Here is a 24,120-nt window from a genome sequence, read left to right as displayed (position 1 = left end):
CGACGGCGCACAGAGACGCTCGCGGCCTTCACGATAGTGACACAGATCATTCCATCTGCCATAGTGATAGTCGACTAAGTTATCTATGTCACTTGGAGGACGTCATGCCACTGCAGGATTACATGCAACTGATCTCGACTGATGATCATCTGATCGAGCACCCCAAGCTGTGGGCAGACCGTCTACCTCGCAAATTCCTCGAAGCCGGACCCAGGATCGTCGAGATGAAGATGGGCCCCAACGACCGTCTGGCGGAAGTGTGGAACTACGAGGGACGCATCTATCCGTACATCGGACTCAACGCGGTTGCCGGTAAGAAACCGGAGGAGTTCGGTGCGGAACCGACCCGGTACGAGGACATGCTGCCGGGCTGTTACGACCCCGCAGCCCGGATCATCGACATGGACATCGATGGGGTCCACGCAGGCGTGTCGTTCCCGTCGTTCCCCCGCTTCGCCGGCACCGTCTTCCTCGAGGGCGAAGATCCCGAGCTGGCACTCCTTTGTGTCAAGGCATGGAACGACTACGTCCTCGATGAGTGGTGCGCTACCGCACCCGACCGCCTGATCCCGATGATCATTCTTCCGCTCTGGTCCGTGGAGGAGTCGGTCAAGGAGATCCACCGGACCGCGGCAAAGGGCTCGCGCGTAATCTCTTTCGTCGAGAACCCTGTGCCGCTGGGACTCCCGTCGTTCCACACCGATCACTGGGATCCGGTGTTCCGGGCCGCGACGGAGACCGGGCAGCCGCTGTCCGTACACTTCGGGACTTCTGGCAAAGCGCCGATCACCGCACCAGAGGCGCCGATGGCCGTGATGATCGCGCTGTTCGGCTGCAACTCGATGTACGCCACTGCCGACCTGCTGTTCTCGCCCGTGTTCCACAACCACCCAGACCTGAAAGTCATGCTCTCCGAGGGCGGCATCGGTTGGGTTCCCTACATGCTCGAGCGCATGGACCAGACCTGGAACAAGCACCGCTTCTACCAGAACATCAACCAGACGGTGAAGCCGTCGGATTTGTTCGCCAAGCACCTGTTCGGTTGCTTCATCGACGACGAGCACGGACTGGTGAACAGGAACCTGGTGGGCATCGACAACATCACCTGGGAGAGCGACTACCCGCACTCGGACTCCAACTGGCCGAATTCGCGAAAAGTGGTGCACGACTTGATGATCGACGTCCCGGACGACGAGGTCCACAAGATTGTCGAGCTGAACAGCCGGAAACTGATGAACTTCCCCCGCACCGAGCCGACAGTCTGATCATGGCGGAGGAACAGATCGAACAGATCCCCCTGTCCGATTGGACTGACCAAGATCTCCTGACCAACGAACTCGCGGAGTCGTTGCTCGAGAAGGAGATCGAGCAGGAAGAAACCACACTTGCGTCCCTGGGCGAAGCCGAGGCGGCTCCGGTTCGACGCCGCATCGCCGCGATGAGGAGTGCACAGGAAAGTGCGCGGGCACGGCGGTCCAAGTGAGTCGACTCAGCCAGGTGCACGACCCGGAGGAAACGATGACCTCGACAGAAGCACAGTTCACGGCGATCGACGACGAGCTACATCCAGTCGGCGACAGCTTCTATGAGACCGAGACCTTCTGGTTCTCGTTCTTCGTCCCTGAACGGGACATCGGAGCCTGGATCTACACGAGCATCAGACAGAATGTGGGTGCGACAGCCGGCGGTCTGTGGATGTGGGACCGATCAGCGACTCTGCCGTGGGACATTCCCTTCTACGAGAACTTCACAGCATTGAAGATGCCTACGATCGACGGACAGACGTTACGGAGCCCGACTGGTGCCCGGATCGACACTGTCGAGCCGGGGATGGTCTATGACCTGCACTATGAAGACCGTGATCGGATCTCCCTGGAACTCCGTTTCACCGGGCTCGAGGCGCCTGTTCCCCTTCGGAAGGGAGCACCGCCGTACCCGGTGGCGTCACATTATGATCAGACCGGGCACGTCGTCGGTCACCTTGTGTTGGACGGGGAACGCATCGAGGTCGACTGCTATGCGATGCGCGACCGATCATGGGGTCCGCGTCACGAACGCGGATATCAGCGAGTGGGTTACACCTGGCTCGCGAGCCAGGACCTCAGCATGCTTACCTTCTCGGCGCCGACGGCGACGTCTGATGACATCCACTCCGGATACATCCGTCGCGGCGAGGACGTGTCCAGGATCGTCGGCGGCCACCGGATTGTGGGCAGGGACCCCAAAAATGCGTGGGTTGAAACCCTCGACATCTCGGTCGTCGATGAACACGGGAACGAGTGGACTGCTGCCGGGACGGCTCGGAGCAGATTCGTCTTGCCCGGTGCCACCAATGTCTGCGTGAACACTTTGCTCGCTTTCGATGTGGGCGGTGAGACCGTCTTCGGTGAGGATCAGGACGTGTGGGCAATGAAACAATTCCGATCGGCGCGGCAAAGAGCCTGATTCGTGTCGCAAGCGGCCCGCGGTGTGGGCAGCCGTGGCCGTAGTCCTGCTTGCACCGTTCAGATCTGCGGTGACGACTACATCCCTAGAAAGGGGAGAACATGCATCGTCCGATGGAGGGCGTCCGAATACTGGAAGTGGCCCAGTTCACCTTTGTGCCGGCGGCCGGTGCGATCCTCGCGGATTGGGGTGCCGACATCATCAAGGTCGAACATGCCGAGACCGGGGATGCCCAGCGTGGACTCGTCCGCGTCCTGGGGCTGGACGCCGGTGTCGGATCGTCGTTCGCGCCGATCATGGAGGGGCCGAACCGGGGTAAGCGGAGTATCGGTATCGCGCTCGACAAACCGGAAGCGCGGCCCGTGCTCGAGGAGTTGGTCAAGCGGAGTGACGTTTTCTTGACCAACTACCTACCAGCTGCACGACGCAAACTGGGCCTGACACTCGAAGACATCCGCGCGATCAATCCGGACATCATCTTCGTGACGGGTAGCGGTTTCGGCACCGAGGGCCCCGATTCGGAGAACGGGGCATACGACGCGACTGCGTTCTGGGCACGGGCGGGTAGTGCTGATGGCACCACCGGCCCCGGCGCCACGTCGGTGTCGCAGATGCCGGCCGGAGCATACGGGGACAACATCGGCGGTATGACGATCGCGGGCGGGATCGCGGCTGCGCTGTTCGGGCGCGAGAGGACCGGACAGACCACCGAGATCGATGTCTCGCTGTTGGCCGTTGGTGCCTGGGCGACGCAGTTCAGCGTCAATCTCGCGCTGGCCACGGGCGGCCCGCTGCCCAAGGTCGAGCGCACGACCGCCGCTCCCGGAAACCCGCTCACCGGTAACTACAAAACATCGGATGAACGCTGGATTCAGCTGTCGATGCTGCAGCCGACCAAGTACTGGGACGAGTTCTTCGGAGTGCTCGACCGTTCCGATCTCGTCGGCGAACCCAGGTTCGACACCATGGACAAGGTCGTCGCGGCTCACGAAGAGATCAAGCTCGAGATCGCGAAAACGATCGCGAGCCGCACGCTCGAGGAGTGGAAGTCGGCATTCAAAGGCATGACCGGCCAGTGGGCACCCGTGCAGGACGCCTGGGATCTAGGTCATGATGAGGCGCTCGAAGCCAACGGCAGGATTGTCGAGCTGACCGACGCCGATGGCCGGCAGCAGAAACTGGTCGCGAATCCCGTTAAGTTCGATCGAGCACCGGTCGAGCTCACCCGTGCCCCACAGTTTGCCGAACACACCGACGACATATGTCGTGAACTCGGGTTCGACGACGAGGGTCTCATCGGTCTCAAGATTGCCGGAGCGATCACCTAGGCCACTGATTGGCGAAGGCGAAGTGGACGAATCGAGAACCCCTGGGACTGTGGAACGGATCAAATGAGATCCGGGACAAGCACCCAGGGATTTCTTACTGTGTCCGTCTACCGCCCGGCAGTCGGAAATTCGATTGCAGTGTCTACAGCAGATCCGCGATGGATGTGCGTGTCTGCCGCCGGGGCGAAGTATTTCATGACGGCGCGCGCCTCGCCCGCACCGACCACGCCGGTCAGGAAGCGGTCACGGATGTAGAAGCAGGCGACCCGTGTCCATCCGGGCGTGTCCGCGAGGCGCGTCTCCGGATTGTCGACCCGCGAACGAGTTCGGCGAAATGTTCTCCTGTCGCGAGCGCGGCATCGATGTCGTCAAACCTTGAGAACATCCCCGCCGCCCGTGGTTACTCCCCCCACATGGAGGACGAGATTACCCCGTCCTGGTGCGTTGCGGCAGCTCGGCTCGAAGGTGATGTTGGCGACTGGGACGCCTCCATCGGCGAGCAGGACTTTGTAGCTCTGCCCGGTGAAATACGGCGCGGAAAGGTCGGCCGTCTCCCACTTCTGGCCAGCTCGGCAGCCAACAATCAGCACTTCAGGGTCTGCTCGGTGTAACACCTGTTACAGCGGGGCGGAGCTCGAATTTTCAGCTCCATGCATTGTGTAAGCCCTAGGTGGGGACACCTCAAAGTCATGCAACTGCCACGCGTTGATGTCTGCATGACAGTTTGTAGACACGAAAATCACCGATGAGCAGGCAAGTCTGGTGCCCCCGGTCAGACTCGAACTGACACTGGACGGGTTTTGAATCCGTTGCCTCTGCCAATTGGGCTACGGGGGCCAGTGGACGGGGTTGCCCCGCGCCGGGAACCAACTCTAGATGATCGGCCGAGCGGCCTGCCAACCGGTACTCTGCGGGCACACAGACGTGGCGTGAGCGACGTGGAGGAGGGGATGGTGACGGTGACCGACAGTGCGACGACTGCAGCCGGTGAGACCACGACAACCCACCGAGTTCTGGTGGCCGAGGACGATTCGTTGATCCGGATGGATCTGATCGAAATGCTCCGCGAGGAGGGGTACGACGTCGTCGGTGAAGCGCCGAACGGGAAGGTCGCCGTGGAACTGACCGAATCGCTGTCGCCCGACCTCGTGATCATGGACATCAAGATGCCGGTGCGTGACGGTATCGACGCCGCGACCGAGATCGCCGAGAAGCGCCTCGCGCCCGTTGTCATGCTGACGGCGTTCAGCCAGCGGGACTTCATCGACAAGGCGCGCGATGCCGGCGCCATGGCCTACCTGGTCAAACCTTTCACCAAGGCCGATCTGGTTCCGGCCATAGAGGTGGCGGTGAGCCGTTATCAGGAGCTCAAGCAGCTCGAGCGCGAAGTCGCGACCATGAACGAGCGGTTGGAGACCCGAAAACTCGTCGAGCGGGCGAAGGGCCTCCTGATGGAGAAGCAGGCCCTCTCCGAGCCCGAAGCGTTCAAATGGATCCAGCGTGCGGCCATGGATCGCAGGACCACCATGAAAGCCGTTGCGCAGGTTGTGGTGGAGACCCTCGGGACCGACTGATCCCGAGCGCCTCCCAGGCGCAATGACCGTGTGCGCAAGTCAGTTTCACTGTCTTTACGCAGCCGCAACAAGATCGCGCTAGCTTTTCTCCAGCGAGGCGCGGTCCGTTGTACTCCGAGGTGCCGCCTTCGTGACGAACGCCGAACGCACAGGCCGAACGCCGAACGCGCAGGCCAGACGCAAGGAGAGCATCGATGTCCTTACGCTTTATCAGGAGCGGGGCAGTGGTCATGACCGCCGCGGCAGCACTCGTGGTCGCCGGCTGCAGCAGTTCCGACTCGGGTTCCGAGGGAGGTTCCGAGGCGTCGTCGAGCGCCGCCGTCGAGTCCACTCCGGCCCCTCCGGGCCTCGGCCTCGCCCAGAAACTGGCGTGCAACCCGCCGAAGGCCACCCCCGGCCCGGCCAGTACCGAAGCGCTGAAGATCGGCACCCTGCTCCCGGCGACCGGATCGCTCGCCTTCCTCGGGCCGCCCATGGAGGCGGGTGTGGAGCTCGCGGTGAAGGACATCAACGCAGCGGGCGGTGTGTTGGACAAGCCCGTCGAACTCGTCACCGGTGACTCCGGCGACACCACCACCGACACGGCGAACGCAACCGTCGACCGCGAACTCAGCGCCGGCACACAGGTCATCATCGGCGCGGCCTCGTCGTCGGTGTCGCTGAAGGTCATCGACAAGGTCGCCAACGCGGGCGCGGTCATGTTCTCGCCCGCGAACACCTCCGACGAGTTCACCTGCTACCAGGACAAAGGTCAGTACTTCCGCACCGCGCCGGCGGATGTCCTGCAGGCGCAGGCACTCTCGCAGACGATGGCCGAGGACGGCGTGCAGCGTGTGTCGATCCTCGCCCTCAACGATCCGTACGGAACGGGACTGGCCGACAACACGGTTCGCGATCTCGAGGCCGCGGGCGTCCCGGCGGACCAGATCCAGAAGATCATCTACGATCCGAACGCCCAGTCGTTCAACGCCGAGGTCGACCAGGTGAAGAACTTCAACCCGGACGGCATCGCGATCATCGGTTTCGAGGAGAGCGCCAAGATCATCACGCGTATGCACGAGGTCGGCATCGGTCCCAGCGACGGCAAGCTCGTGTACGGCGTCGACGGCAACATGGGCAACGCGCTCGGCGAGTCGGTCGGCCCGGGTCTCCTCGCCGGCATGAAGGGCACCACGCCGCTCACTCAGACCAGCGGTGACTTCCAGGCGGCTCTGAAGGAGCTCGACAGCGAACTCATCGACTTCAACTACGCCGGTGAGAGCTACGACGCTGCCGTACTGAGCGCACTCGCGGCCACGGCCGCCAAGTCGACCGACGGTCGGACGATCGCGGCCAACATCATCGGCGTGACCAACGGCGATGAGAACTGCGACTCGTACCAGGCCTGCCTGGAGCTGCTGAACGGCGGCAAGACGATCGCCTACGTCGGCAAGACCGGCAACCTGGCCTTCAACGCCGCCGGCGAGCCGAGTGTCGGCTCGTACGGTGTGCTCGAGTTCGACGACAAGAACGCACTGCTCACCCCGACGCGCAAGTACGTCTCGGTCGCAGCGCAGTAAACCCACACACAACGAGACCCCCGGCTCCGGCCGGGGGTCTCGTCATGTGAGTGGTACTTTGGGGCACTCGTTCACGTATTCCGTTGTCGCTCACCGCGTCGGCGGGAACGTCTACGGAACGGGTGTGGGGCTCACTTCTTCTCCGAGCTGCCCGCGAGGGTCCCGAGGTAGAGCTCGATGATCTTCGGATCGTTGGCGAGGTTGCGGCCGGTGTCGGTGTAGGCGTTGCGGCCCTGGTCGAGCACGTACCCGCGGTCGCAGATCTGTAGGCACCGGCGGGCGTTCTGCTCGACCATGATGATCGAGACGCCGGTGGCGTTGATCGCCTTGCAGCGGATGAACACCTCGTCCTGGAACATGGGGGACAGGCCCGCGGACGGCTCGTCGAGCAGCAGCACCGCGGGGTCCATCATCAGGGCGCGTCCCATCGCGACCATCTGCCGTTCGCCGCCCGACAGCGCGCCCGCCTTGACCTTCCGGCGTTCGGACAGAAGCGGGAAGAGCTCCGACACGAACTCGAACCTGGTGGCGAAGGTCTTGGGCCGCAGATAGACGCCCATCTCGAGATTCTCTTCGATGGTCAACGCGGGGAAGACGTTCTGCGTCTGCGGAACGTAGCCGACACCCTTGTCGACGAGGACGTGCGCCTTCGCCGAGGTGATGTCGTCGCCGCGGAGTGTGACCGAGCCCTCGCGGACGGGGATCAGCCCGAACAGTGTCTTCAGCAGAGTCGACTTGCCGGCGCCGTTGGGGCCGATGATCCCGACGATCTCGCCGTCCCCGAGATAGAAGTTGCACTCCTCGAGGATGTTGATGCCGGGAAGGTAACCGGCGGTGATGTCGTCGGCGCGCAGCAGTGCGTCGCCGGCGAGTTTGCGGTGTTCCTCGGCGGTGGCCGCGAGTTGCGCCGGCGTCAACTGCCCGGACCCGGGTTCGGTGCTCATCGTCCGTCCTTCTTCGTATCGGGCGCCGACGGTGGCAACTCGGAGACCTCCGAGAGATCCCCGCCTTCTTCGAGTGTGGCCTCGATGGCGGCCTCGACCTTCTCCGCGAGCACCGCGGTCGCACCGACCGGACGCCCCTGATCGTCGAACTCGAGTGCCTGATCGTGGTGGCCGCCGAGGTACGCATCGACGACGGCCTCGTTGTCGCCCAGTCGATCCGGGAGCGACTCGGCGATGACCTGGCCCTGGGCCATCACCACCACCCAGTCGCTGATGTCGCGGATGACGTCCATGTCGTGTTCGACGAAGACGACCGTGACCCCCTCGTCGCGCAGGGATTTGATGTGCTCGAGCAGGCTCTGGGTGAGCGCCGGGTTGACGCCGGCCATCGGCTCGTCGAGCATCACGATCTCGGGGTCGGTCATCAGTGCGCGTGCCATCTCCAGGAGCTTCCGCTGGCCGCCCGACAGTGAACCGGCGAAGTCGTCGGCCTTGGCCTCGAGCTTGAAGCGCCGGAGCAGTTCGTGGGCGCGGTCGGTGACCTCGGCTTCCTGCTTGCGCCATGCCCAGGGCGCGAGAGCGGCGAGGAAGTGCTCGCCTCGCTGTCCGGTGGCGCCGAGCCGGACGTTGTCGAGGACGGTGAGTTTCGCGAGCGCCTTGGTGAGCTGGAAGGTACGCACCATCCCGCGGCGGGCCACCTGGTGGGGAACCATCCGGCCGAGGGAGTCCCCGTTCAGCGACCAAGTGCCCGAGTCGGGCTTGTCGAATCCGGTGATCAGGTTGAAGAAGGTGGTCTTGCCCGCGCCGTTGGGTCCGATGAGGCCGGTGATGGCGCCGCGCTGTACCTCGAGATGATCGACCTGCACCGCCTTGATGCCACCGAAGGTCCGGGAGATGTTGTCCACCACGATGATCGGATCGGGTTTGGACGAGCCGGGTTCGGGTGTGACACCGGCGAACAGCTGCGACCGCTCCGACGCGGAGAGCGTGGTGAGGTCGCGGCGTGTCGCCCGGACGGGAGCGGCTTCGTGGTCTCGGCCAGTGACCTCGACGGACGCGGCGGCCTCGCTACGCTCGGACGACGCTGCTCGGCCAGCAGAGGGGGCCGGTTCGCTGCCGGGGGCGGTATGGCGGCCGGGACGCGGTGTGGTGTCGTCAGGCATCGAGCTGCACCTCCCTCTTGTTCCCGAGCAGTCCCTGTGGTCTGAACACCATCATCAGAATGATCGCCAGACCGAGCAGTACGTAGCGGAATGCACCGACCTGTTGCGCCGACAGATTCAGCAGCGGGTCGTCGCCGGATGTGGCCTGCCGCAGCAGTGCGTCGGGAACGGCGAGCAGGAACCAGAACAGCATGGCGCCGAGCACCGGGCCGAACACCGTCGCCGCTCCGCCGAGGATCAAGGCGCCGTAGGCGAAGAACGTCTGCGCGGTCGAGTAGAAGTCGGGGTTGATCGACTGGGTGGCGAAGGCGTTGAAGACACCCGCCAGGCCGCCGATACAACCGCCGAGCACCAGGGCCTGCATCTTGAAGAAGTAGGCGTTCTTACCCAGCGATCGTGCGGCGTCCTCGTCTTCGCGGACCGCTTTGAGCACCCGGCCCCAGGGACTGCGGACGAGCAGGTACACCATCAGGCACAGCAGGCCGACGACGATCCAGCCGACCACCATCGACCACAGATCGCCGCCGAGGAACTTGACCCCGAAGAACGAATACTGCTTGCCGTTGTCGAACGGGCTGATGGAGAAGAAGCTGCCCGCGTAGGCGTAGATGCCGTTGGTGGAGTGGGTGAAGTCGTCGGTCGAGGTCGAACGGAAGACCAGCCGCAGGATCTCCGACGCCGCGATGGTGACGATCGCCAGATAGTCCGCACGCAGGCGCAGGGTCGGCAGGCCCAGCACGACCGCGAGCATCCCGGCGGCGGCGATGCCGATGATCGCGCCGAGCCACAACGGCTGGTCGTAGTTCACGGCCATGATGCCGACGCCGTATCCGCCGAGCAATGCGAAGGCGATCTGGCCGAAGTTGAGCAGTCCGGCGTAGCCGAAGTGCAGGTTCAGGCCGATGGCCAGCAGGGCGTAGAAGATCGCCGACGGGCCGATCAGCTGCGCGATCGCGATCTGGAGCGCTGAGATGATGTCCATGGGTCAGCCGATCCTCGCTCGAGATCCGAGAATGCCCTGGGGCCGGATGGTCAGGATGATGATCAGGATCAGCAGTCCTCCGATGTACTTCAGGTCGGGACTGAGGATGTAGGTCGACAACTGGACCAGCAGGCCGACGATGAGACATCCGAGCAGTGCGCCGTAGGCCGTGCCGAGCCCGCCGAGCGTGATGCCGGCGAACATCAACAGGAGGAGTTTGAATCCCATCTCCCACTGGACCCGGCCGCCGAGTTCGGAGAGCGCGAACATCACGCCGCCGAGTGTCGCCAGACCACCCGCCAGTGCCCAGACGAACAGGATGACCCGGTCGACGTCGATTCCCGACGATTCGGCGAGGTCCTTGTTGTCGGCCACCGCGCGCATCGCCTTACCGATCCTGGTGCGCTGCAACAGCACGGCGACCCCGAGCAGGACCACGATGCTGATGAGGATGCACGCCAGGTTCACAGGTGTGATCGCGAACGGGCCGGAGCCGATCTGGGTCTGCGCCTGATAGTCGTTGAACGGTTCGGCCCGATCGGAGAAGAAGATCAGGATCAGGTAGCGCAGTACGAGCGACAGGCCGATCGACACGACGAGCATGGCGATCAGCCCGGTTCGTCGTCTTCGCAGCGGTCTCCACAGGCCGAGTTCGTTGAGGATCCCGATGCCGACGCCGACGATCACCGCCAGGATCGTCGCGGGGATCAGCTGTACACCGAGCTTGACGTTGATGACCCACGCGATCACCGCGCCGAGGGTGACCAGCTCGCCGTGGGCGAAGTTCGTCAGTCCCGTCGTGCCGAAGATGAGGCTGAGTCCCACGCCGGTGATGGCGATGATCAGGCCGAACCGGATCCCGTCGATGGCCAGCCGCGTCAGTTCGGAGATCGCCGACACCTCGGTGCCGGTCCGCACGTCGCCGAAGGAGAAGATGACCGGCCGTGGCGTGCCCCCGCTGACGTCGACGGGTAGCTCCGATTTCTGGACCTCGACGCCGTCGGGGAGTGAGTCGGTGTCGATGACGATCGTGTACTGGCCGGGCGGCACGTTGATCGACCACGCACCGGTGGCCGACGAGGTCGCGGTGCCGACGACGGCCCCCGAGGCGTCCTTGGCCTCGAGGTCGACGCCTTCGACCTTCTCGGTGCCGTTGCGCAGCACGCCGAAGACGCGGACCTCGTCGCCGGGGGCGGCCGAGGCGGTGGCCGTACCGAAAAGGCCGCACAGTATCGACGCCGCGACGAGAAGCAGCATGGCGATGGCGGTGAGTCGCCTCGGGGATCGGGGGACAGGCCGTTGGCTCTCGACATCTGAGCGATCATCGAGAGCGCTTCGGGGCGGCGTCTGCGTACAGGTGCCGGCGCGTTGCGATGTCATCCTGCGGGACATTAGCGCCAGCATCGTCACCGCGTGACGACAACGACGTTTCCCGGAGGTAACTTCTGTCGCGGCGACGGGGCCGTCGCTGGTTCCATCGCAATGCGCTGCCGCAGGCTCGATTCGGACCGTAAGGTGACCGTATGATCCCGGTCACCGTCTCGACCACGACAGACCTCGAACTCGCCAGCAGGTTGCTCGCGCAGGCATTCGCCGACGACCCGGTGACGGTGTGGATGCAACCGGACACGTCGCGGCACCTCGTCATGTTCCGCACGCTGTTGAAGTACAGCCACGGGCCGAACGCGACGCTGGACCTCGCGATGCGCGACGGACAACCGGTCGGTGCCGCCGCGTGGGATCCGCCCGGACACAAGGTGTCGGCGAAGGCGCAGACCCTGTCGATGTGGGGCTTCTTCCGGGCGATGGGTTCCCGGATGAGCCGCGGTGCCAAACTCGAGGCGGAGTTCGGCAAGCGCAGGCCCAAGGAACCCCACTGGTATCTCGGGCAGATCGGCGCCCCGGTCCACGGCGTGGGTGTCGGCACCACCCTCTTGCGCCACCGGCTCGACCAGATCGACGGTCCGTCCTACCTCGAGTGCTCGAACGTCCGCAATGTCCCGCTCTACGAGCGATTCGGCTTCGAGGTGACCGAGGAGTTCGAGTTGCCGATGGACGGTCCGAAGGTGTGGGCCATGTACCGGCCGGTGTGAGCTGTCGGGAGTCATCACTAGACTTTGCGAGGTGAGTCCAGCGCAGAGTTCCCCGGCAACGACCCCCGCCACGGCAACCGGAACGACGGGCAAGGCGGCCGCCGGCGCCAAGGGCAAGACCAGGCAGCCGGTGTTGATGCTGCTCGACGGGCACTCGCTGGCCTATCGGGCGTTCTTCGCGCTGCCGGCGGAGAACTTCAAGACGCATTCCGGCCAGACGACCAACGCCGTCTACGGCTTCACCTCGATGCTGATCAACCTGCTGCGCGACGAGGAACCGACCCACATCGCCGCCGCCTTCGACGTCTCCCGGAAGACCTTCCGGTCGGAGATGTATCCCGAGTACAAGGCGCAGCGATCCAAGTCGCCCGACGAGTTCAACGGACAGGTGGATCTCACCAAGGAGGTTCTCGATGCGCTGGGGGTCTCGGTGCTGGCCATCGAGGGATACGAGGCCGACGACATCATCGCGACCCTCGCGACCCGGGCTCGTGAGGACGGGTACAAGGTCCTGATCGTCACCGGCGACCGCGACTCGCTGCAACTCGTCGACTCCTCGACCACCGTGCTCTATCCACGCAAGGGAGTCTCCGACCTCACCCGGTTCACGCCCGAGGAGGTCGAGAAGAAATACGGTCTCACCCCCGCCCAGTACCCCGACTACGCCGCGCTGCGCGGCGACCCCAGCGACAACCTGCCGGGCATACCCGGCGTCGGGGAGAAGACCGCCTCCAAGTGGATCCGTGAGTACGGATCGCTCGCCGCGCTCGTCGATCATGTCGACGAGGTCAAGGGCAAGGTGGGCGACGCGTTGCGCGCGCGTCTGGCGTCGGTGCAGACCAACCGCCAGCTGACCGAGCTCGTCCGGGACATGCAGCTGCCGGCGTCGCCCGACGACCTGGCCATGGTCGGGTGGGACCGCGATCGCATCCACCAGCTCTTCGACGACCTGGAGTTCCGGGTCTTGCGGGATCGTCTCTTCTCGACGCTGAGTTCCGTTGAGCCAGAGGCCGAAGCAGGGTTCGATCTCGACGGAGCGGTCCTGGGTGCGGGCGAGGTCGCCGGCTGGCTCACCGAGCACGCCCGCACCGGCCGCGTCGGTCTGGCCATCACCGCGCCGCACGTCGTCGTGGGGTCGGACCCGACGGGCGTGGCGATCGCGGCCGCAGACGGGACGTCGGCGTATGTCGACGTGACCGCGCTGAACCCGGAAGACGAGGCGGCACTGGGGGACTGGTTCGCCGACCCGTCCGCGTCGAAGGCGGTCCACGAGGCGAAGTGGGCCGTCCACGCGCTCCGCTCGCGCGGCTGGAAGCTCGACGGCGTCACCAGCGACACCTCGCTCGCGGCCTACCTCGTGCGGCCCGGACAGCGAACCTTCAACCTCGACGATCTCGCGCTGCGATACCTGCGTCGTGAACTCCGGGCCGACGGCGGTCCGGGCGACGGCCAGATGTCGCTGCTCGACGACGACTCCGACGGTCGCGTCGCCGAGCAGCACATGCTGGAGGCGCGAGCGGTCCAGGAACTCGCCGACACGCTCGACACCGAACTCGACCGGATCGACTCCAAGCCCCTGCTGACCGAGATGGAATTGCCGCTGTCCTTCGTGCTGGCCGACGCCGAGGCTGCCGGGATCGCGGTCGACGTTGACCACTTCGGTGCTCTCGAGCGGATGTTCGCCGACCGGATCCGCGCCGCGGCCGAGGCGGCGTACGAGGTCATCGGAGAACAGATCAACCTCGGTTCCCCCAAGCAGTTGCAGACCGTCCTCTTCGACAAGCTCGACATGCCGAAGACGAAGAAGACCAAGACCGGTTACACCACCGACGCCGACGCGCTGCAGTCTCTCTACGAGAAGACCGAGCACCCGTTCCTCGCGCACCTTCTGGAGCACCGCGATGCGACGCGGCTGAAGGTCACCGTCGACGGCCTCCTGAAGTCGGTCGCCGACGACGGGCGTATCCACACGACGTTCAACCAGACGATCGCCGCCACCGGACGCCTGTCGTCCACCGAACCGAATCTGCAGAACATCCCGGTGCGCACGGAGGCGGGCCGGGAGATCCGCCGCGGCTTCGTCGTCGGCGCCGACACCGCGACCGGCGTGCCCTACGACTGCCTGATGACCGCCGACTACAGCCAGATCGAGATGCGGATCATGGCGCACCTGTCGGAGGATGCCGGCCTGATCGAGGCGTTCAACACCGGTGAGGACCTCCACAACTTCGTCGGGTCACGCGCCTTCGGTGTGCCGATCGACGAGGTCACCACCGAGATGCGTCACCGAGTGAAGGCCATGTCCTACGGGCTCGCCTACGGCCTCAGCGCCTTCGGGCTCGCGGCCCAGCTCAAGATCAGTCGTGATGAGGCCAAGGAGCAGATGGAGGCGTACTTCGCGCGATTCGGCGGGGTGCGCGACTATCTGCACGACGTGGTCGCCGAGGCCCGTCGCAACGAGTACACCGCGACGCTGTTCGGCAGGCGTCGCTACCTGCCCGACCTGAACAGCGACAACTGGCAGCGTCGGCAGTCCGCGGAGCGAATGGCGCTCAATGCGCCCATCCAGGGCACCGCGGCGGACATCATCAAGGTCGCGATGATCAACGTGCACAAGCGTCTTGCGGCCGAAGGTCTCACGTCGCGGACGCTTCTCCAGGTCCACGACGAACTCGTGATCGAGGTCGCCGCCGGCGAGCGGGAATCCGTCGAAGCGGTGGTGCGCGAGGAGATGGGCAATGCCATCACCCTGTCGGTGCCGCTGGAGGTGTCGGTCGGTTTCGGTCGGTCTTGGGACGACGCAGCGCACTGATGGGCCTGCGCGACAGGAGGTTCGGCGTCCTCACCGGCGACGGGATCGGACCGGAGATCGTACCCGTGGCAGTCGCGATCGCGGATGCTGCCGCCGGACGGGAGTCGATCGAGATCGACTGGCAGGAGCTGCCTTTCGGGTCGTCGGCCATCGCCTCGCACGGCGACCCGGTACCCGCGCAGACTCTGTCGGCCCTCGACGAGCTCGGATTCTGGATCGTGGGACCCCACGACTCGGCCGCGTACCCGCCCGGCCACGGCGATCGGACACCGGGTGCCACGCTCCGTACCCGCTACGAGCTGTTTGCAAATCTCCGTCCGGCACGCGGTTTTATGGGCGTACCGGCGCTCCGGCCCGACATCGACGTGCTGATCGTGCGGGAGAACACCGAAGGCTTCTACGCCGATCGCAACATGGCGGCCGGCAGCGGCGAGTTCATGCCGAACCCGGACGTGGCGCTCGCGGTCGGGCTGATCACCCGCGCGGCCTCGGAGAGAATCGCGCGGGTCGCGTGCGCCGCCGCGATCGAGCGCGCGGGTACCGACCGGCAACCGCGGCTGACGATCGTGCACAAGGCCAACGTCCTGCGTATGACCACCGGCCTGTTCCGGGATGCGTGCCGCGACGTCGCCGCCGAGTTCCCCGAGGTGGAGGTGTCCGAGCAACACGTCGACGCGATGGCGGCCCTGCTCGTCCGGCGCCCCGCCGACTTCGACGTCCTCGTCACCGAGAACCTCTTCGGCGACGTCCTGTCCGATCTCGCCGGCGAATTGGCCGGCTCGCTGGGCATCGCGGGTTCGGTCAACAGCTCGGAGTCCCGGGTGATGGCGCAGGCGACACACGGGGCGGCGCCCGACATCGCCGGACGCGGCATCGCGAATCCGGTCGCGATGATCGTCTCGGTGGCAATGGGATTCCGGCGTTACGGCCTGATGACGGACGACGCGGCACTCGTCGCGGCCGGCGCCCGGATCGACGCCGCGGTCGCCGACACACTTGCGCACACCGCAACCCGCGATCTCGGTGGTGGCGCGGGGACCGCGGAGTTCGGGGACGCGGTGGTCCGGCGGATCGCGGAGGCGTGACCCTCTGCTGCGTGAGGTGCGCCCGGAGCTTGCGGAGGGCGCGTCACGAAGGGTCTGGCGACCGAGGCTGCGAAACCCTTCGTGACGCTCGCAAGCTCGCTCCTCAGGGAGCGAGGGGGCTTTCGTAGTCCACGACGGCCGCCAGGCCGCAGATACTGAGGTGCGAGCGGAGGCGTGACCCTCTGCTCCCTGAGGTGCGAGCGGAGCGAGCCTCGAAGGGCCGGAACACGCGTGAATCGCGGGTGGCGAGCCGGGGTGCAGGAGGCGAACTACAGTGAGTTGGTGCGCTCGGCCGGATGGAGGGAAGTGGTGTGACGCGGGTTGCTCGCTGGCTCGGCGTCCTGCTCGCCGTCCTGGTCGTCGTGACGGGTTGTGTGGACAACGAAGCCCGTGAACGCGCGAACCAGGTCGCCCCGATCGACGTCGACGTGGCGAAGGTGCCGGCGATCGCCGCCCTCGTCCCACCGGAGATCGCTCGCACCGGACGGCTGATCGTCGGGGTCAACATCCCGTACCAGCCGAACGAGTACAAGGACGCGTCCGGGAAGATCGTGGGCTACGACGTCGACCTGATGAACGCCGTCGGCAAGGTGCTCGGACTCGTACCCGAATACAAGGAGTCCCAGTTCGACACGATCATCCCGTCGATCCAGGCCGGCACCTACCAGGTCGGCATGTCCTCGTTCACCGACACCCTCGAACGCGAGAAGCAGGTCGACTTCGTGACCTACTACAGCGCCGGCGTGCAGTGGGCGCAGGCGACCGACAACGACGACGTCATCGATCCCGACAACGCGTGCGGTCTCCGGGTGGCGGTCCAGACCACCACGTACGAGGACACCGACGAGATCCCCGCGAAGAGCGAGGCCTGCGTCGCGGCCGGAAAGCCCGCGATCGACAAGGTCAGGTTCGACAGCCAGGACGAGGCGGTCAACGCGCTGATCCTGGGACGCGTGGCCGCGATGTCCGCCGACTCGCCGGTCACCGCCTATGCCATCAAGCGCACGAACGGCCGGCTGAAACCGGCCGGTGGGATCTTCGATTCCGCCCCATACGGTTGGGCCATACGGAAGGGCTCGCCGCTCGCGGTCGCGATGCAGCGCGCAGTGCAATACCTCATCGACAACGGACAGTACGAACAGATCGCGGCCAATTGGGGTCTCGAGGAGGGGATGATCGATGTCTCCGTCATCAACGGGGCGGTGAGCTGAGGTGACGTCACCACAGGCCGGCCCCACCGCATCGGCCGAACCGGAACCGATCAAGGCGGTCCCGCTCCGTCGTCCCGGGCAGTGGATCGCCGCCGTGATCATCATCGTGCTGGCTGCGCTGTTCATCTACGGTGCGGCCACCAACGAGGCCTACAGCTGGGGCACGTACGGCGACTATCTCTTCGACTCGCGCATCTTGTCGGGTGTCGGCTACACCCTGGCCCTGACCCTGCTGTCGATGGCGATCGCCATCGTGCTCGGTGTGCTCCTCGCGATCATGCGGCTGAGCCCGAACCCGGTGCTGCGCGGGACGTCGTGGGTGTACCTGTGGATCTTCCGCGGCACGCCCGTGTACGTGCAGCTCGTGTTCTGGGGCCTGTTCCCGGCGATCTACAAACAGATCGACCTCGGCATCCCGTTCGTGCACCAGTTCGTCTCCTTCGACATCCAGACCCTCAATGCGGCGTTCCTGTTCGCGGTGATCGGTCTGGGCCTCAACGAGGCCGCATATATGGCCGAGATCGTCCGGGCCGGTGTGTCTTCGGTCGGTGAGGGACAGACGGAGGCTTCGGTCGCGCTGGGTATGTCGTGGTCGCAGACGATGCGACGCACGGTCCTGCCGCAAGCCATGCGGGTCATCATCCCGCCCACCGGCAACGAACTGATCAGCATGCTCAAGACCACCAGCCTGGTGGCGGCGGTGCCGCTGACCCTCGACCTCTATGGCCGTCAGCGCGACATCTCCGGCGTGATCTTCGAGCCGATCCCTCTGTTGCTGGTGGCATCGACGTGGTACCTCGTCATCACCAGCGTCCTGATGGTGGGCCAGTACTACGTGGAGCGCTACTACTCCAAGGGGGCGACGCGCGCACTCACCGCGCGCCAGCTCAAGACGATGGCCGACGGCGCGGCCACGGCCCCCGGCGGCGCCGCCGGTCCGGCAGGGGGAGAGAAGGCATGAGCCCGAGAGAGCACACAGCCGGACCGATGGTCGGCGGATCTCCGCCGCCGATGGTGGTGGCCGACCGTGTCTGCAAGAGCTTCGGTTCGGTCCAGGTTCTCAAGGGGATCTCGCTGGAGGTCGCACGCGGTGAGGTGCTGTGTCTCATCGGACCGTCGGGGTCGGGGAAATCCACGTTCCTGCGATGTGTGAACCACCTGGAGGTCGTCAACGCCGGGCGGCTCTATGTCGACGGTGATCTGATCGGTTACCGCGAACGCAGCGGCAAGCTCTACGAGATGAGTGCCAAGGACGCGGCGACCCAGCGCCGCGACATCGGCATGGTGTTCCAACACTTCAACCTGTTCGCGCACCGCACGGCGCTGGAGAACGTGATCGAGGCGCCGATGCAGGTGAAGCGGCAGTCCCGCGCCGAGGCCGAGGAGAAGGCGCGTTATCTGTTGGATCGGGTCGGGCTGTCCGACCGAGCCGACGCGTACCCGGCCCAGTTGTCTGGCGGCCAGCAGCAGCGGGTCGCCATCGCCCGCGCGCTCGCGATGGACCCCAAGCTCATGTTGTTCGACGAGCCCACGTCGGCGCTCGACCCCGAACTCGTCGGCGATGTCCTCAAAGTGATGCGTGAACTCGCCGCGTCGGGCATGACGATGGTGGTGGTGACCCACGAGATGGGATTTGCCCGGGAGGTTGCCGACCAGCTGGTGTTCATGGACGCCGGCGTCGTCGTCGAGAAGGGCGACCCGCGCGAACTCCTCGCCGACCCGAAGGAACAGCGCACACGGGAGTTCTTGTCGAAGCTCCTGTGAGGGCGATACTCTCCGCTGCTCCGTGGGGCGCGGTCTGAAAAGCGCCCGTGGAAAACGGACAGTCGCCGCTGTGTCGGCGACTCGTGTCCACGGGGCGGTTTTCCGCAGATCTTGGGCGTCCGCGCGCGCGGACCCCTATCGGGCCTTGTGACTGCAGAAGATCGCGGTTCCCGGAAAGTAGCTGCCACGCAACGGACTCCACTGGCCCCATGTTCGGTCGAAACCGTCCGGCCACTCGGGTTCGATGATGTCGTCGAGGACGAAGCCGGCGGCACGGAGTTCACGGACACGGTCACCGATCGTGCGGTGGTGCTCGACATAGGTCAAGGTGCCGTCGGCATCGGTCTCGGTGTACGGCGTGCGGTTGAAGTAGGGGATCCGCACGGTCAGACCCTCCGGGCCCGGGTCGTCGAGGAACATCCACCGCATCGGGTGGTTGACGGCGAAAACCCAACGCCCGCCCGGCTTCAGGACTCGGGCGACCTCGCTCATCACGCCGGCGGAGTCGGCGACGAACGGCACCGCGCCGAACGCCGAGCAGGCGGCGTCGAACGACTCGGCCGCGAAGGGCAGGGTCTCGGCGGTGGCCTGCACGAGCGGTACCCGCACACCTTCGGCAGCCATCGCGTCGAGCCCGATGCCCAGCATCCGCCGCGAGAGGTCCACTCCCACCGCACGTGCGCCGTGCGCGGCCAGCCACCGGGCACAGGGCGCCGAACCGCAACCGATCTCGAGGATGTCGCGCCCGTCGATGTCGCCCAGCAGCCGGACATCGGATTCGCGGAGGCCTTCCGGGCACCAGACGAAGTCGCCGCCCGCGGCATGCGCGCCGAGAAAATCACCATGCTCGTCGTGGTAGTTCTCGGCGTCGTGATCCCACCACGACCGGCTGGCACGGTCGCTGGTCGCGGAGTCGACGTCGCCGAGAATCCTCGGGGGTCGGCTCGATCCGGGGCCGGTCGACGTCGTTTGTTCGGATTCCGCCTGGTTGGGGGACATCCTGCGATGATAAGGCCATGGTCTGTCTCGCTCTGCTGGGTCCGGTGGACACATCGGACGGCGCGGGCGTGCCTCGACCCCAGTTCGGGACCCCTCGTCTCCGGTGCCTGCTTGCCGCACTGGCGTTGCGTGCCAACGCGGTCGCCGACGTGGACTGGCTGACCGAGATCCTCTGGACGGATGCAGCTCCCGCCACCCCCGAGTCCGCACTGCACAACCTCGTCTTCCGGCTGCGGGCAACCCTGCGACAGCGTCAGGTCGACGACCGGCTGAGGGTCGTCACGACCTCACCCGGCTACACCCTCCAGGTGGATCGGGCCGACGTCGACACCCTGTTGTTCGACGACATCGTGACGCGCGCCTGCGCTGTCGTCGACACCGAGCCCCGACTCGCGATCGATCTGCTCGACAGGGCCGAGACTCTGTGGCATGGAAGGCCTTTCGGGGAGTTCGCCGATACCTCGTGGGCGCGGGCGGAGGTCGGGGCACTGATCGAGCGGCGCGTGCTGGGAGTCGAGACGGCGGCCGACGCCCTGATCGCCCTCGGCCGCCCGGAGGATGCCTATGTGCGGTTGCTGCCGTTCATCGACGAGCACCCCTATCGCGAGGGACTCCACCTGAGAGTCATGGATTCGTTGTGGCGGATGGACCGCGCGGCCGACGCGCTCGACGTGTACCAGCGGCTCCGTCGACGTCTCGCGGAGGACATCGGCACCGATCCCGCCGTGTCGGTCCGCGAGCTGCATGCCCGCATTCTCGACGGGGAGTCGTCATCGTGGACGCGCGGTGTCGCGACGGACCCGGAGGCGCCGGACCCGGACAAACCGGCCCACGACCGGACGGTCACCGCCTCGGATGCGCGTGACGGTGCACCGCAGTCCGGATCGGCGTCCCTGATCGGACGCGAGGCACAATTGGCCGACTTGGCGGCAACCATCCGCGCTGGCGGGGTGGTCACTGTGGTCGGACCCGGAGGCGTCGGCAAGACGGCTCTCGTCCGTCGGCACGCACGGTCGGTGAGCGATCGTCCCGTCTGGTTCGCCGAGCTGGCGGCGATCGGGAGTCCCGACGGGGTCGCGCATGTCGTGGCGTCCGCGACGGGGTCGACGATGCGGCGCGACCTCCCGACCCTGGACGCACTCACCGACGCCCTGAGCGGGCAGCAGGGTCTGCTCGTGCTCGACAATTGTGAGCACGTACTGGACGCCGTGGCCGAAGTCGTTGTCGCGCTGCAGGATCGATGCCCAAACGTCACGGTGATCACGACCTCTCGGGCACCGCTCGGACTCGCGACCGAACAGATCATCGTTCTCGATCCGCTGCCGGTGCCCGACGTGGACGCGACCGCCGATGACATCGAGTCATCTGATGCGGTGCGGCTGTTCTGCATGCGCGCCCGTGCCCGGGACCCGCGGTTCGAGTTGAACCCGAACAGCGCGCCGGCGGTCGCCGAGATCTGCCGGCGACTCGACGGGCTGCCGCTCGGTGTCGAGCTAGCTGCGACCAAGGCGCGCGCGATCCCGCCGACCGAATTGGTCGCCCGGTTGCACTGGCGTTTTCGGATCCTGCGGACTCCACACGGAGTCGAGCCTCGGCACCGCAGTCTCCATGCGCTCGTCGATTGGTCCTACACGCTGCTGAGTGAACCGGCACGCGGTCTGTTCGACGTGCTCAGCGTCTTCCCCTCGCGGTTCGGCCTCGACGACGCGGAGTTCCTGGCGGAGGCCATCGGTGTGCTGGCCCGCGAGGACGTGGCCGACGCCGTGGCCGAACTGGTCGAGGCGTCCATGGTGTCCACCGACGCGGGTGGCTACCTCATGCTGGAGACGTTGCGCGCGTACGGTACGGAGTCGCTGACCGGCCGCGACGCGCTCGACGCCGCGCGATGTGCGCACACCGCGTGGGTGGCGGACTGGCTCGGGCCGTTGGGATGCGACGTCTACGGACGCGGGCACCTCGAGGCCGCGCGACTGGTGCACGACCGGCTCGACGACGTGCGGCAGGCGATCGACCACGCGGGCGTTCATGACCTCGACCTCGCCGACACGATGCTGCAAGGGTTGATTCCCTATCTCGAGCTGACCATGAGCCCGGAAGTCACCGGGTGGGCACGGGTCCTCGTCGACCGTCACGAACCCCGGTTGCTCGGTGCCGGCGTGTGGGCCGTGTCGGCGGGCGGCGCGCGATTCGACGGGGATCTGCCGGCCGCTCGGCATTGCACCAACCAGGGCCTCGCCGCCGACCCCGGCCCGGCCGTCCGCGTCTATCTCCACATGATGTTGGTCGACGTCGGACTCTTCCAGGGGGATCTCGACGCCGCGCTACGAGACGCGCGTACGTTTCGCGAACTCGCGCTGGTGGCCGCCATGCCGGGCGCGGCGCACATGTCCGACATCAGCGCCCTGCTCATCCGCTCCTACCAGGGCGAGGACTCCTACCCGGCGGCCCGTGCCCTCGAGATCGCCTGCTCGACCGCGGGGGAGGACGTGGTCGCCGCATGGTGCCGATACGTCTCGGGCGAGTGCTTGCTCGACACGGATCCCGTCCGGGCGCGGCAACTTCTCGACGGCGCCATCGGATCGGCGCGCCGTCACGGCGATCGGTACCTGCTCGGGGTGGCGATGGCGTCTCGGGCGTCGATCGTGGCGCGGTCCGGCGATACCGAGCGCGCCGCTCTGCTCTACGTCGACGTACTCGAGCACTGGCGACAGACCGGGAACTGGACCAATCAGTGGGTGACCCTGCGTTCGGTGGTCGATGTCTTGGTGGAGCTCGGACGGAGTGAACCGGCCGCGCTGCTGCTCGGCGCCATTCGGCGCGCGAGCCGGGTGGCCGGGTCCGATCCGTTCGGGAGTGATGTCGAGCGACTCCGCTCGGCCGAGAACCGCATCCGTGACGCGCTGGGTGACACGACGGCGGACGATTTCGTGGCCACCGGTGCGGCGGTGACACCCTCGGATGCCGTCGACGTGTCACTGACCGCGTTGGCCACCGGGCGCGCCGACCAGCTCAGGTGGTCAGCTCGTAGAAGCGGAAGAAGCTGAAGTCCTCGATGGGGAGGACTTCCACGCCGGCGAACCCCGCATCGTCGGCGTACTGCCGCAGGGTCGACGACCGGAACACGGTGCCGGTGGCTGCCGACGGAGGCGAACTCATCGAATCGGGTAGACAGACGAACAGCGAGAACCCGTACATGATCTTGTCCAGATCGTCTGCGGGGCCGGTGAATTCATCGGACACCGCCTCGTCCATGACGATCAGCGGGGCGCCGGGTGCCAGCGAGCGACGGACCGCGGCGAGCACCTCGACCGGCCGGGGCATGTCGTGTAGGCACTCGAACGCGAAGGCGGCGTCGAACGGACCGTGTGCCGCCGCCCCGTCACCATCGGCGACAAGGAAGGTCACACGCTCGGAGACCCCCGCGGTTGCGGCGTTGGCACGGGCCATCCGGACCGACGCCTCGTCGACGTCGAGTCCGATGAAGGTCGCCTCCGGGTAGGCCCGGGCGAGAGCGATGGTCGAGTGGCCCGCTCCGAACCCGACGTCGGCGACACGGGCACCGGGGCGCGACAGCCGCTCGTGGAGGTGTTCGACGCCGGCGAGCGCAGGAGCGAGTCGGGCGTCGAACCACGGCCGATTGAGGTCGGCCTGGGACTCGCGCGCGTCGGCGCCCAGGGTCTCCCAGCTGACGCCTCCGCCGTGCCGGTAGGCGTCGAGCAGCTCCGGCAGATGACGTGCCGCCGCCGCGAACATGCGCGGGAGTGCTCCGAGGTACGACAGGCTCGAGGTGTCGGTGAGCACCTCCGCGACGCCCGGCGAGATCGCGAAGGTGGGTGGCCGGTTCGTCAGGTCGGCGTCGAGGATGCCGAAGGCGCACTGCATCTCGAGCCACTCGCGGGCGTAGCGCGCGTTGGTCTGGGTGCGTTCGGCGAGCCCGTCGGCGGTGAGGGGGCCGGATTCGGACAGGCATCGGTACCACCCGAGCCGGTCCCCGAGATAGACGCTCAAGGTCTCGGCGGTGGCAAGGGCCGAACCGAAGAGTCGTTCGGCGAACTCGTCGGCGCCCGGTGCTGATGAGTCGGTGGCGGGTGTCGTTGTTTCGGTCATGACCCGATGATGGCGGCAGCACCTCTCACGTCGCTCTCACGGCGATCGCGAAAC

19 protein-coding genes and 1 tRNA gene are annotated in these 24,120 nt (G+C 66.1%); 13 read left to right on the top strand and 7 right to left on the bottom strand.

Annotated features, from left to right (window positions below):
- The first annotated feature begins 104 nt into the window (after positions 1 to 104).
- The 4 genes from KTR9_RS15170 (at position 105) to KTR9_RS15155 (ending at position 3,773) form a co-directional block, all read left to right on the top strand.
- A complete protein-coding gene (locus KTR9_RS15170; RefSeq protein ID WP_014927092.1) occupies positions 105 to 1,265 on the top strand; it encodes an amidohydrolase family protein in 1,161 nt (386 codons plus the stop codon).
- 2 nt (positions 1,266 to 1,267) lie between these two features.
- On the top strand, positions 1,268 to 1,483 hold the full coding sequence (locus tag KTR9_RS15165; protein WP_044506818.1) for a hypothetical protein: 216 nt from the start codon (positions 1,268 to 1,270) through the stop codon (positions 1,481 to 1,483).
- A 35-nt stretch (positions 1,484 to 1,518) separates the two neighbouring features.
- Entirely contained in the window at positions 1,519 to 2,445 is a 927-nt protein-coding gene (locus KTR9_RS15160) for a DUF7065 domain-containing protein (RefSeq protein ID WP_014927091.1), read from the top strand.
- 101 nt (positions 2,446 to 2,546) lie between these two features.
- Positions 2,547 to 3,773 carry a CaiB/BaiF CoA transferase family protein gene (locus tag KTR9_RS15155; RefSeq protein WP_014927090.1) on the top strand — a complete coding sequence of 409 codons (1,227 nt, stop codon included), beginning with the start codon at positions 2,547 to 2,549 and terminating at the stop codon, positions 3,771 to 3,773.
- A 760-nt stretch (positions 3,774 to 4,533) separates the two neighbouring features.
- Here the strand turns inward: KTR9_RS15155 and KTR9_RS15145 are convergent.
- Positions 4,534 to 4,610, bottom strand: a tRNA-Leu gene (locus tag KTR9_RS15145).
- A gap of 113 nt (positions 4,611 to 4,723) precedes the next feature.
- On the opposite strand from KTR9_RS15145, the gene KTR9_RS15140 reads away from it, so the two are divergent.
- Together KTR9_RS15140 and KTR9_RS15135 are read left to right on the top strand one after the other, a co-directional pair.
- On the top strand, positions 4,724 to 5,347 hold the full coding sequence (locus KTR9_RS15140; RefSeq protein WP_014927089.1) for an ANTAR domain-containing response regulator: 624 nt from the start codon (positions 4,724 to 4,726) through the stop codon (positions 5,345 to 5,347).
- A gap of 194 nt (positions 5,348 to 5,541) precedes the next feature.
- Positions 5,542 to 6,906, top strand: coding sequence for an ABC transporter substrate-binding protein (locus KTR9_RS15135; RefSeq protein ID WP_014927088.1), 1,365 nt, complete (start codon positions 5,542 to 5,544; stop codon positions 6,904 to 6,906).
- Positions 6,907 to 7,037: 131 nt separating this feature from the next.
- Here the strand turns inward: KTR9_RS15135 and KTR9_RS15130 are convergent, their stop codons facing one another.
- The 4 genes from KTR9_RS15130 to KTR9_RS15115 are packed head-to-tail and all read right to left on the bottom strand — an operon-like array spanning position 7,038 to position 11,252.
- The gene (locus KTR9_RS15130) at positions 7,038 to 7,850 is read right to left on the bottom strand and encodes an ABC transporter ATP-binding protein (RefSeq protein WP_010842414.1); all 813 of its coding nucleotides are present in this window, start codon (positions 7,848 to 7,850) and stop codon (positions 7,038 to 7,040) included.
- Positions 7,847 to 9,013: an ABC transporter ATP-binding protein gene (locus KTR9_RS15125; RefSeq protein ID WP_014927087.1), complete on the bottom strand. Its 1,167-nt coding sequence runs from the start codon at positions 9,011 to 9,013 to the stop codon at positions 7,847 to 7,849. Before KTR9_RS15125 ends, KTR9_RS15130 begins: the two co-directional genes overlap by 4 nt.
- Positions 9,006 to 9,995: a branched-chain amino acid ABC transporter permease gene (locus KTR9_RS15120; RefSeq protein WP_010842416.1), complete on the bottom strand. Its 990-nt coding sequence runs from the start codon at positions 9,993 to 9,995 to the stop codon at positions 9,006 to 9,008. Before KTR9_RS15120 ends, KTR9_RS15125 begins: the two co-directional genes overlap by 8 nt.
- 3 nt (positions 9,996 to 9,998) lie before the next feature.
- Complete coding sequence (locus KTR9_RS15115) at positions 9,999 to 11,252, bottom strand: branched-chain amino acid ABC transporter permease (protein WP_010842417.1); 1,254 nt, start codon at positions 11,250 to 11,252, stop codon at positions 9,999 to 10,001.
- A gap of 266 nt (positions 11,253 to 11,518) precedes the next feature.
- On the opposite strand from KTR9_RS15115, the gene KTR9_RS15110 reads away from it, so the two are divergent.
- The 6 genes from KTR9_RS15110 (at position 11,519) to KTR9_RS15085 (ending at position 18,960) form a co-directional block, all read left to right on the top strand.
- Entirely contained in the window at positions 11,519 to 12,088 is a 570-nt protein-coding gene (locus KTR9_RS15110; RefSeq protein ID WP_010842418.1) for a GNAT family N-acetyltransferase, read from the top strand.
- A gap of 31 nt (positions 12,089 to 12,119) precedes the next feature.
- Complete coding sequence (gene polA, locus KTR9_RS15105) at positions 12,120 to 14,900, top strand: DNA polymerase I (protein ID WP_014927086.1); 2,781 nt, start codon at positions 12,120 to 12,122, stop codon at positions 14,898 to 14,900.
- Positions 14,900 to 15,985 carry an isocitrate/isopropylmalate dehydrogenase family protein gene (locus KTR9_RS15100; RefSeq protein WP_014927085.1) on the top strand — a complete coding sequence of 362 codons (1,086 nt, stop codon included), beginning with the start codon at positions 14,900 to 14,902 and terminating at the stop codon, positions 15,983 to 15,985. Before polA ends, KTR9_RS15100 begins: the two co-directional genes overlap by 1 nt.
- 296 nt (positions 15,986 to 16,281) lie before the next feature.
- Positions 16,282 to 17,196 carry an ABC transporter substrate-binding protein gene (locus KTR9_RS15095; protein WP_044506813.1) on the top strand — a complete coding sequence of 305 codons (915 nt, stop codon included), beginning with the start codon at positions 16,282 to 16,284 and terminating at the stop codon, positions 17,194 to 17,196.
- Between the two features lies 1 nt (position 17,197).
- The gene (locus KTR9_RS15090; protein WP_014927083.1) at positions 17,198 to 18,157 is read left to right on the top strand and encodes an amino acid ABC transporter permease; all 960 of its coding nucleotides are present in this window, start codon (positions 17,198 to 17,200) and stop codon (positions 18,155 to 18,157) included.
- The gene (locus KTR9_RS15085; RefSeq protein WP_014927082.1) at positions 18,154 to 18,960 is read left to right on the top strand and encodes an amino acid ABC transporter ATP-binding protein; all 807 of its coding nucleotides are present in this window, start codon (positions 18,154 to 18,156) and stop codon (positions 18,958 to 18,960) included. Before KTR9_RS15090 ends, KTR9_RS15085 begins: the two co-directional genes overlap by 4 nt.
- Positions 18,961 to 19,095: 135 nt before the next feature.
- On the opposite strand, the gene KTR9_RS15080 is transcribed toward KTR9_RS15085, so the two are convergent.
- On the bottom strand, positions 19,096 to 19,959 hold the full coding sequence (locus KTR9_RS15080; RefSeq protein ID WP_014927081.1) for a class I SAM-dependent methyltransferase: 864 nt from the start codon (positions 19,957 to 19,959) through the stop codon (positions 19,096 to 19,098).
- A gap of 44 nt (positions 19,960 to 20,003) precedes the next feature.
- Between KTR9_RS15080 and KTR9_RS15075 the strand changes: the two genes are divergently transcribed.
- Positions 20,004 to 23,003, top strand: a complete 3,000-nt coding sequence (locus KTR9_RS15075) for an ATP-binding protein (RefSeq protein WP_238553874.1) — start codon at positions 20,004 to 20,006, stop codon at positions 23,001 to 23,003.
- Here the strand turns inward: KTR9_RS15075 and KTR9_RS15070 are convergent.
- Positions 22,969 to 24,066: a class I SAM-dependent methyltransferase gene (locus KTR9_RS15070; RefSeq protein WP_014927079.1), complete on the bottom strand. Its 1,098-nt coding sequence runs from the start codon at positions 24,064 to 24,066 to the stop codon at positions 22,969 to 22,971. The two genes, KTR9_RS15075 and KTR9_RS15070, sit on opposite strands and share 35 nt — an antisense overlap.
- Between the last annotated feature and the right edge of the window lie 54 nt (positions 24,067 to 24,120).

The organism is Gordonia sp. KTR9, assembly GCF_000143885.2.
Classification (GTDB): Bacteria; Actinomycetota; Actinomycetes; order Mycobacteriales; family Mycobacteriaceae; genus Gordonia.
The sequence above is the reverse complement of the archived record's forward strand: the minus strand, read 5'-3'. Positions and strand labels throughout refer to the sequence as shown.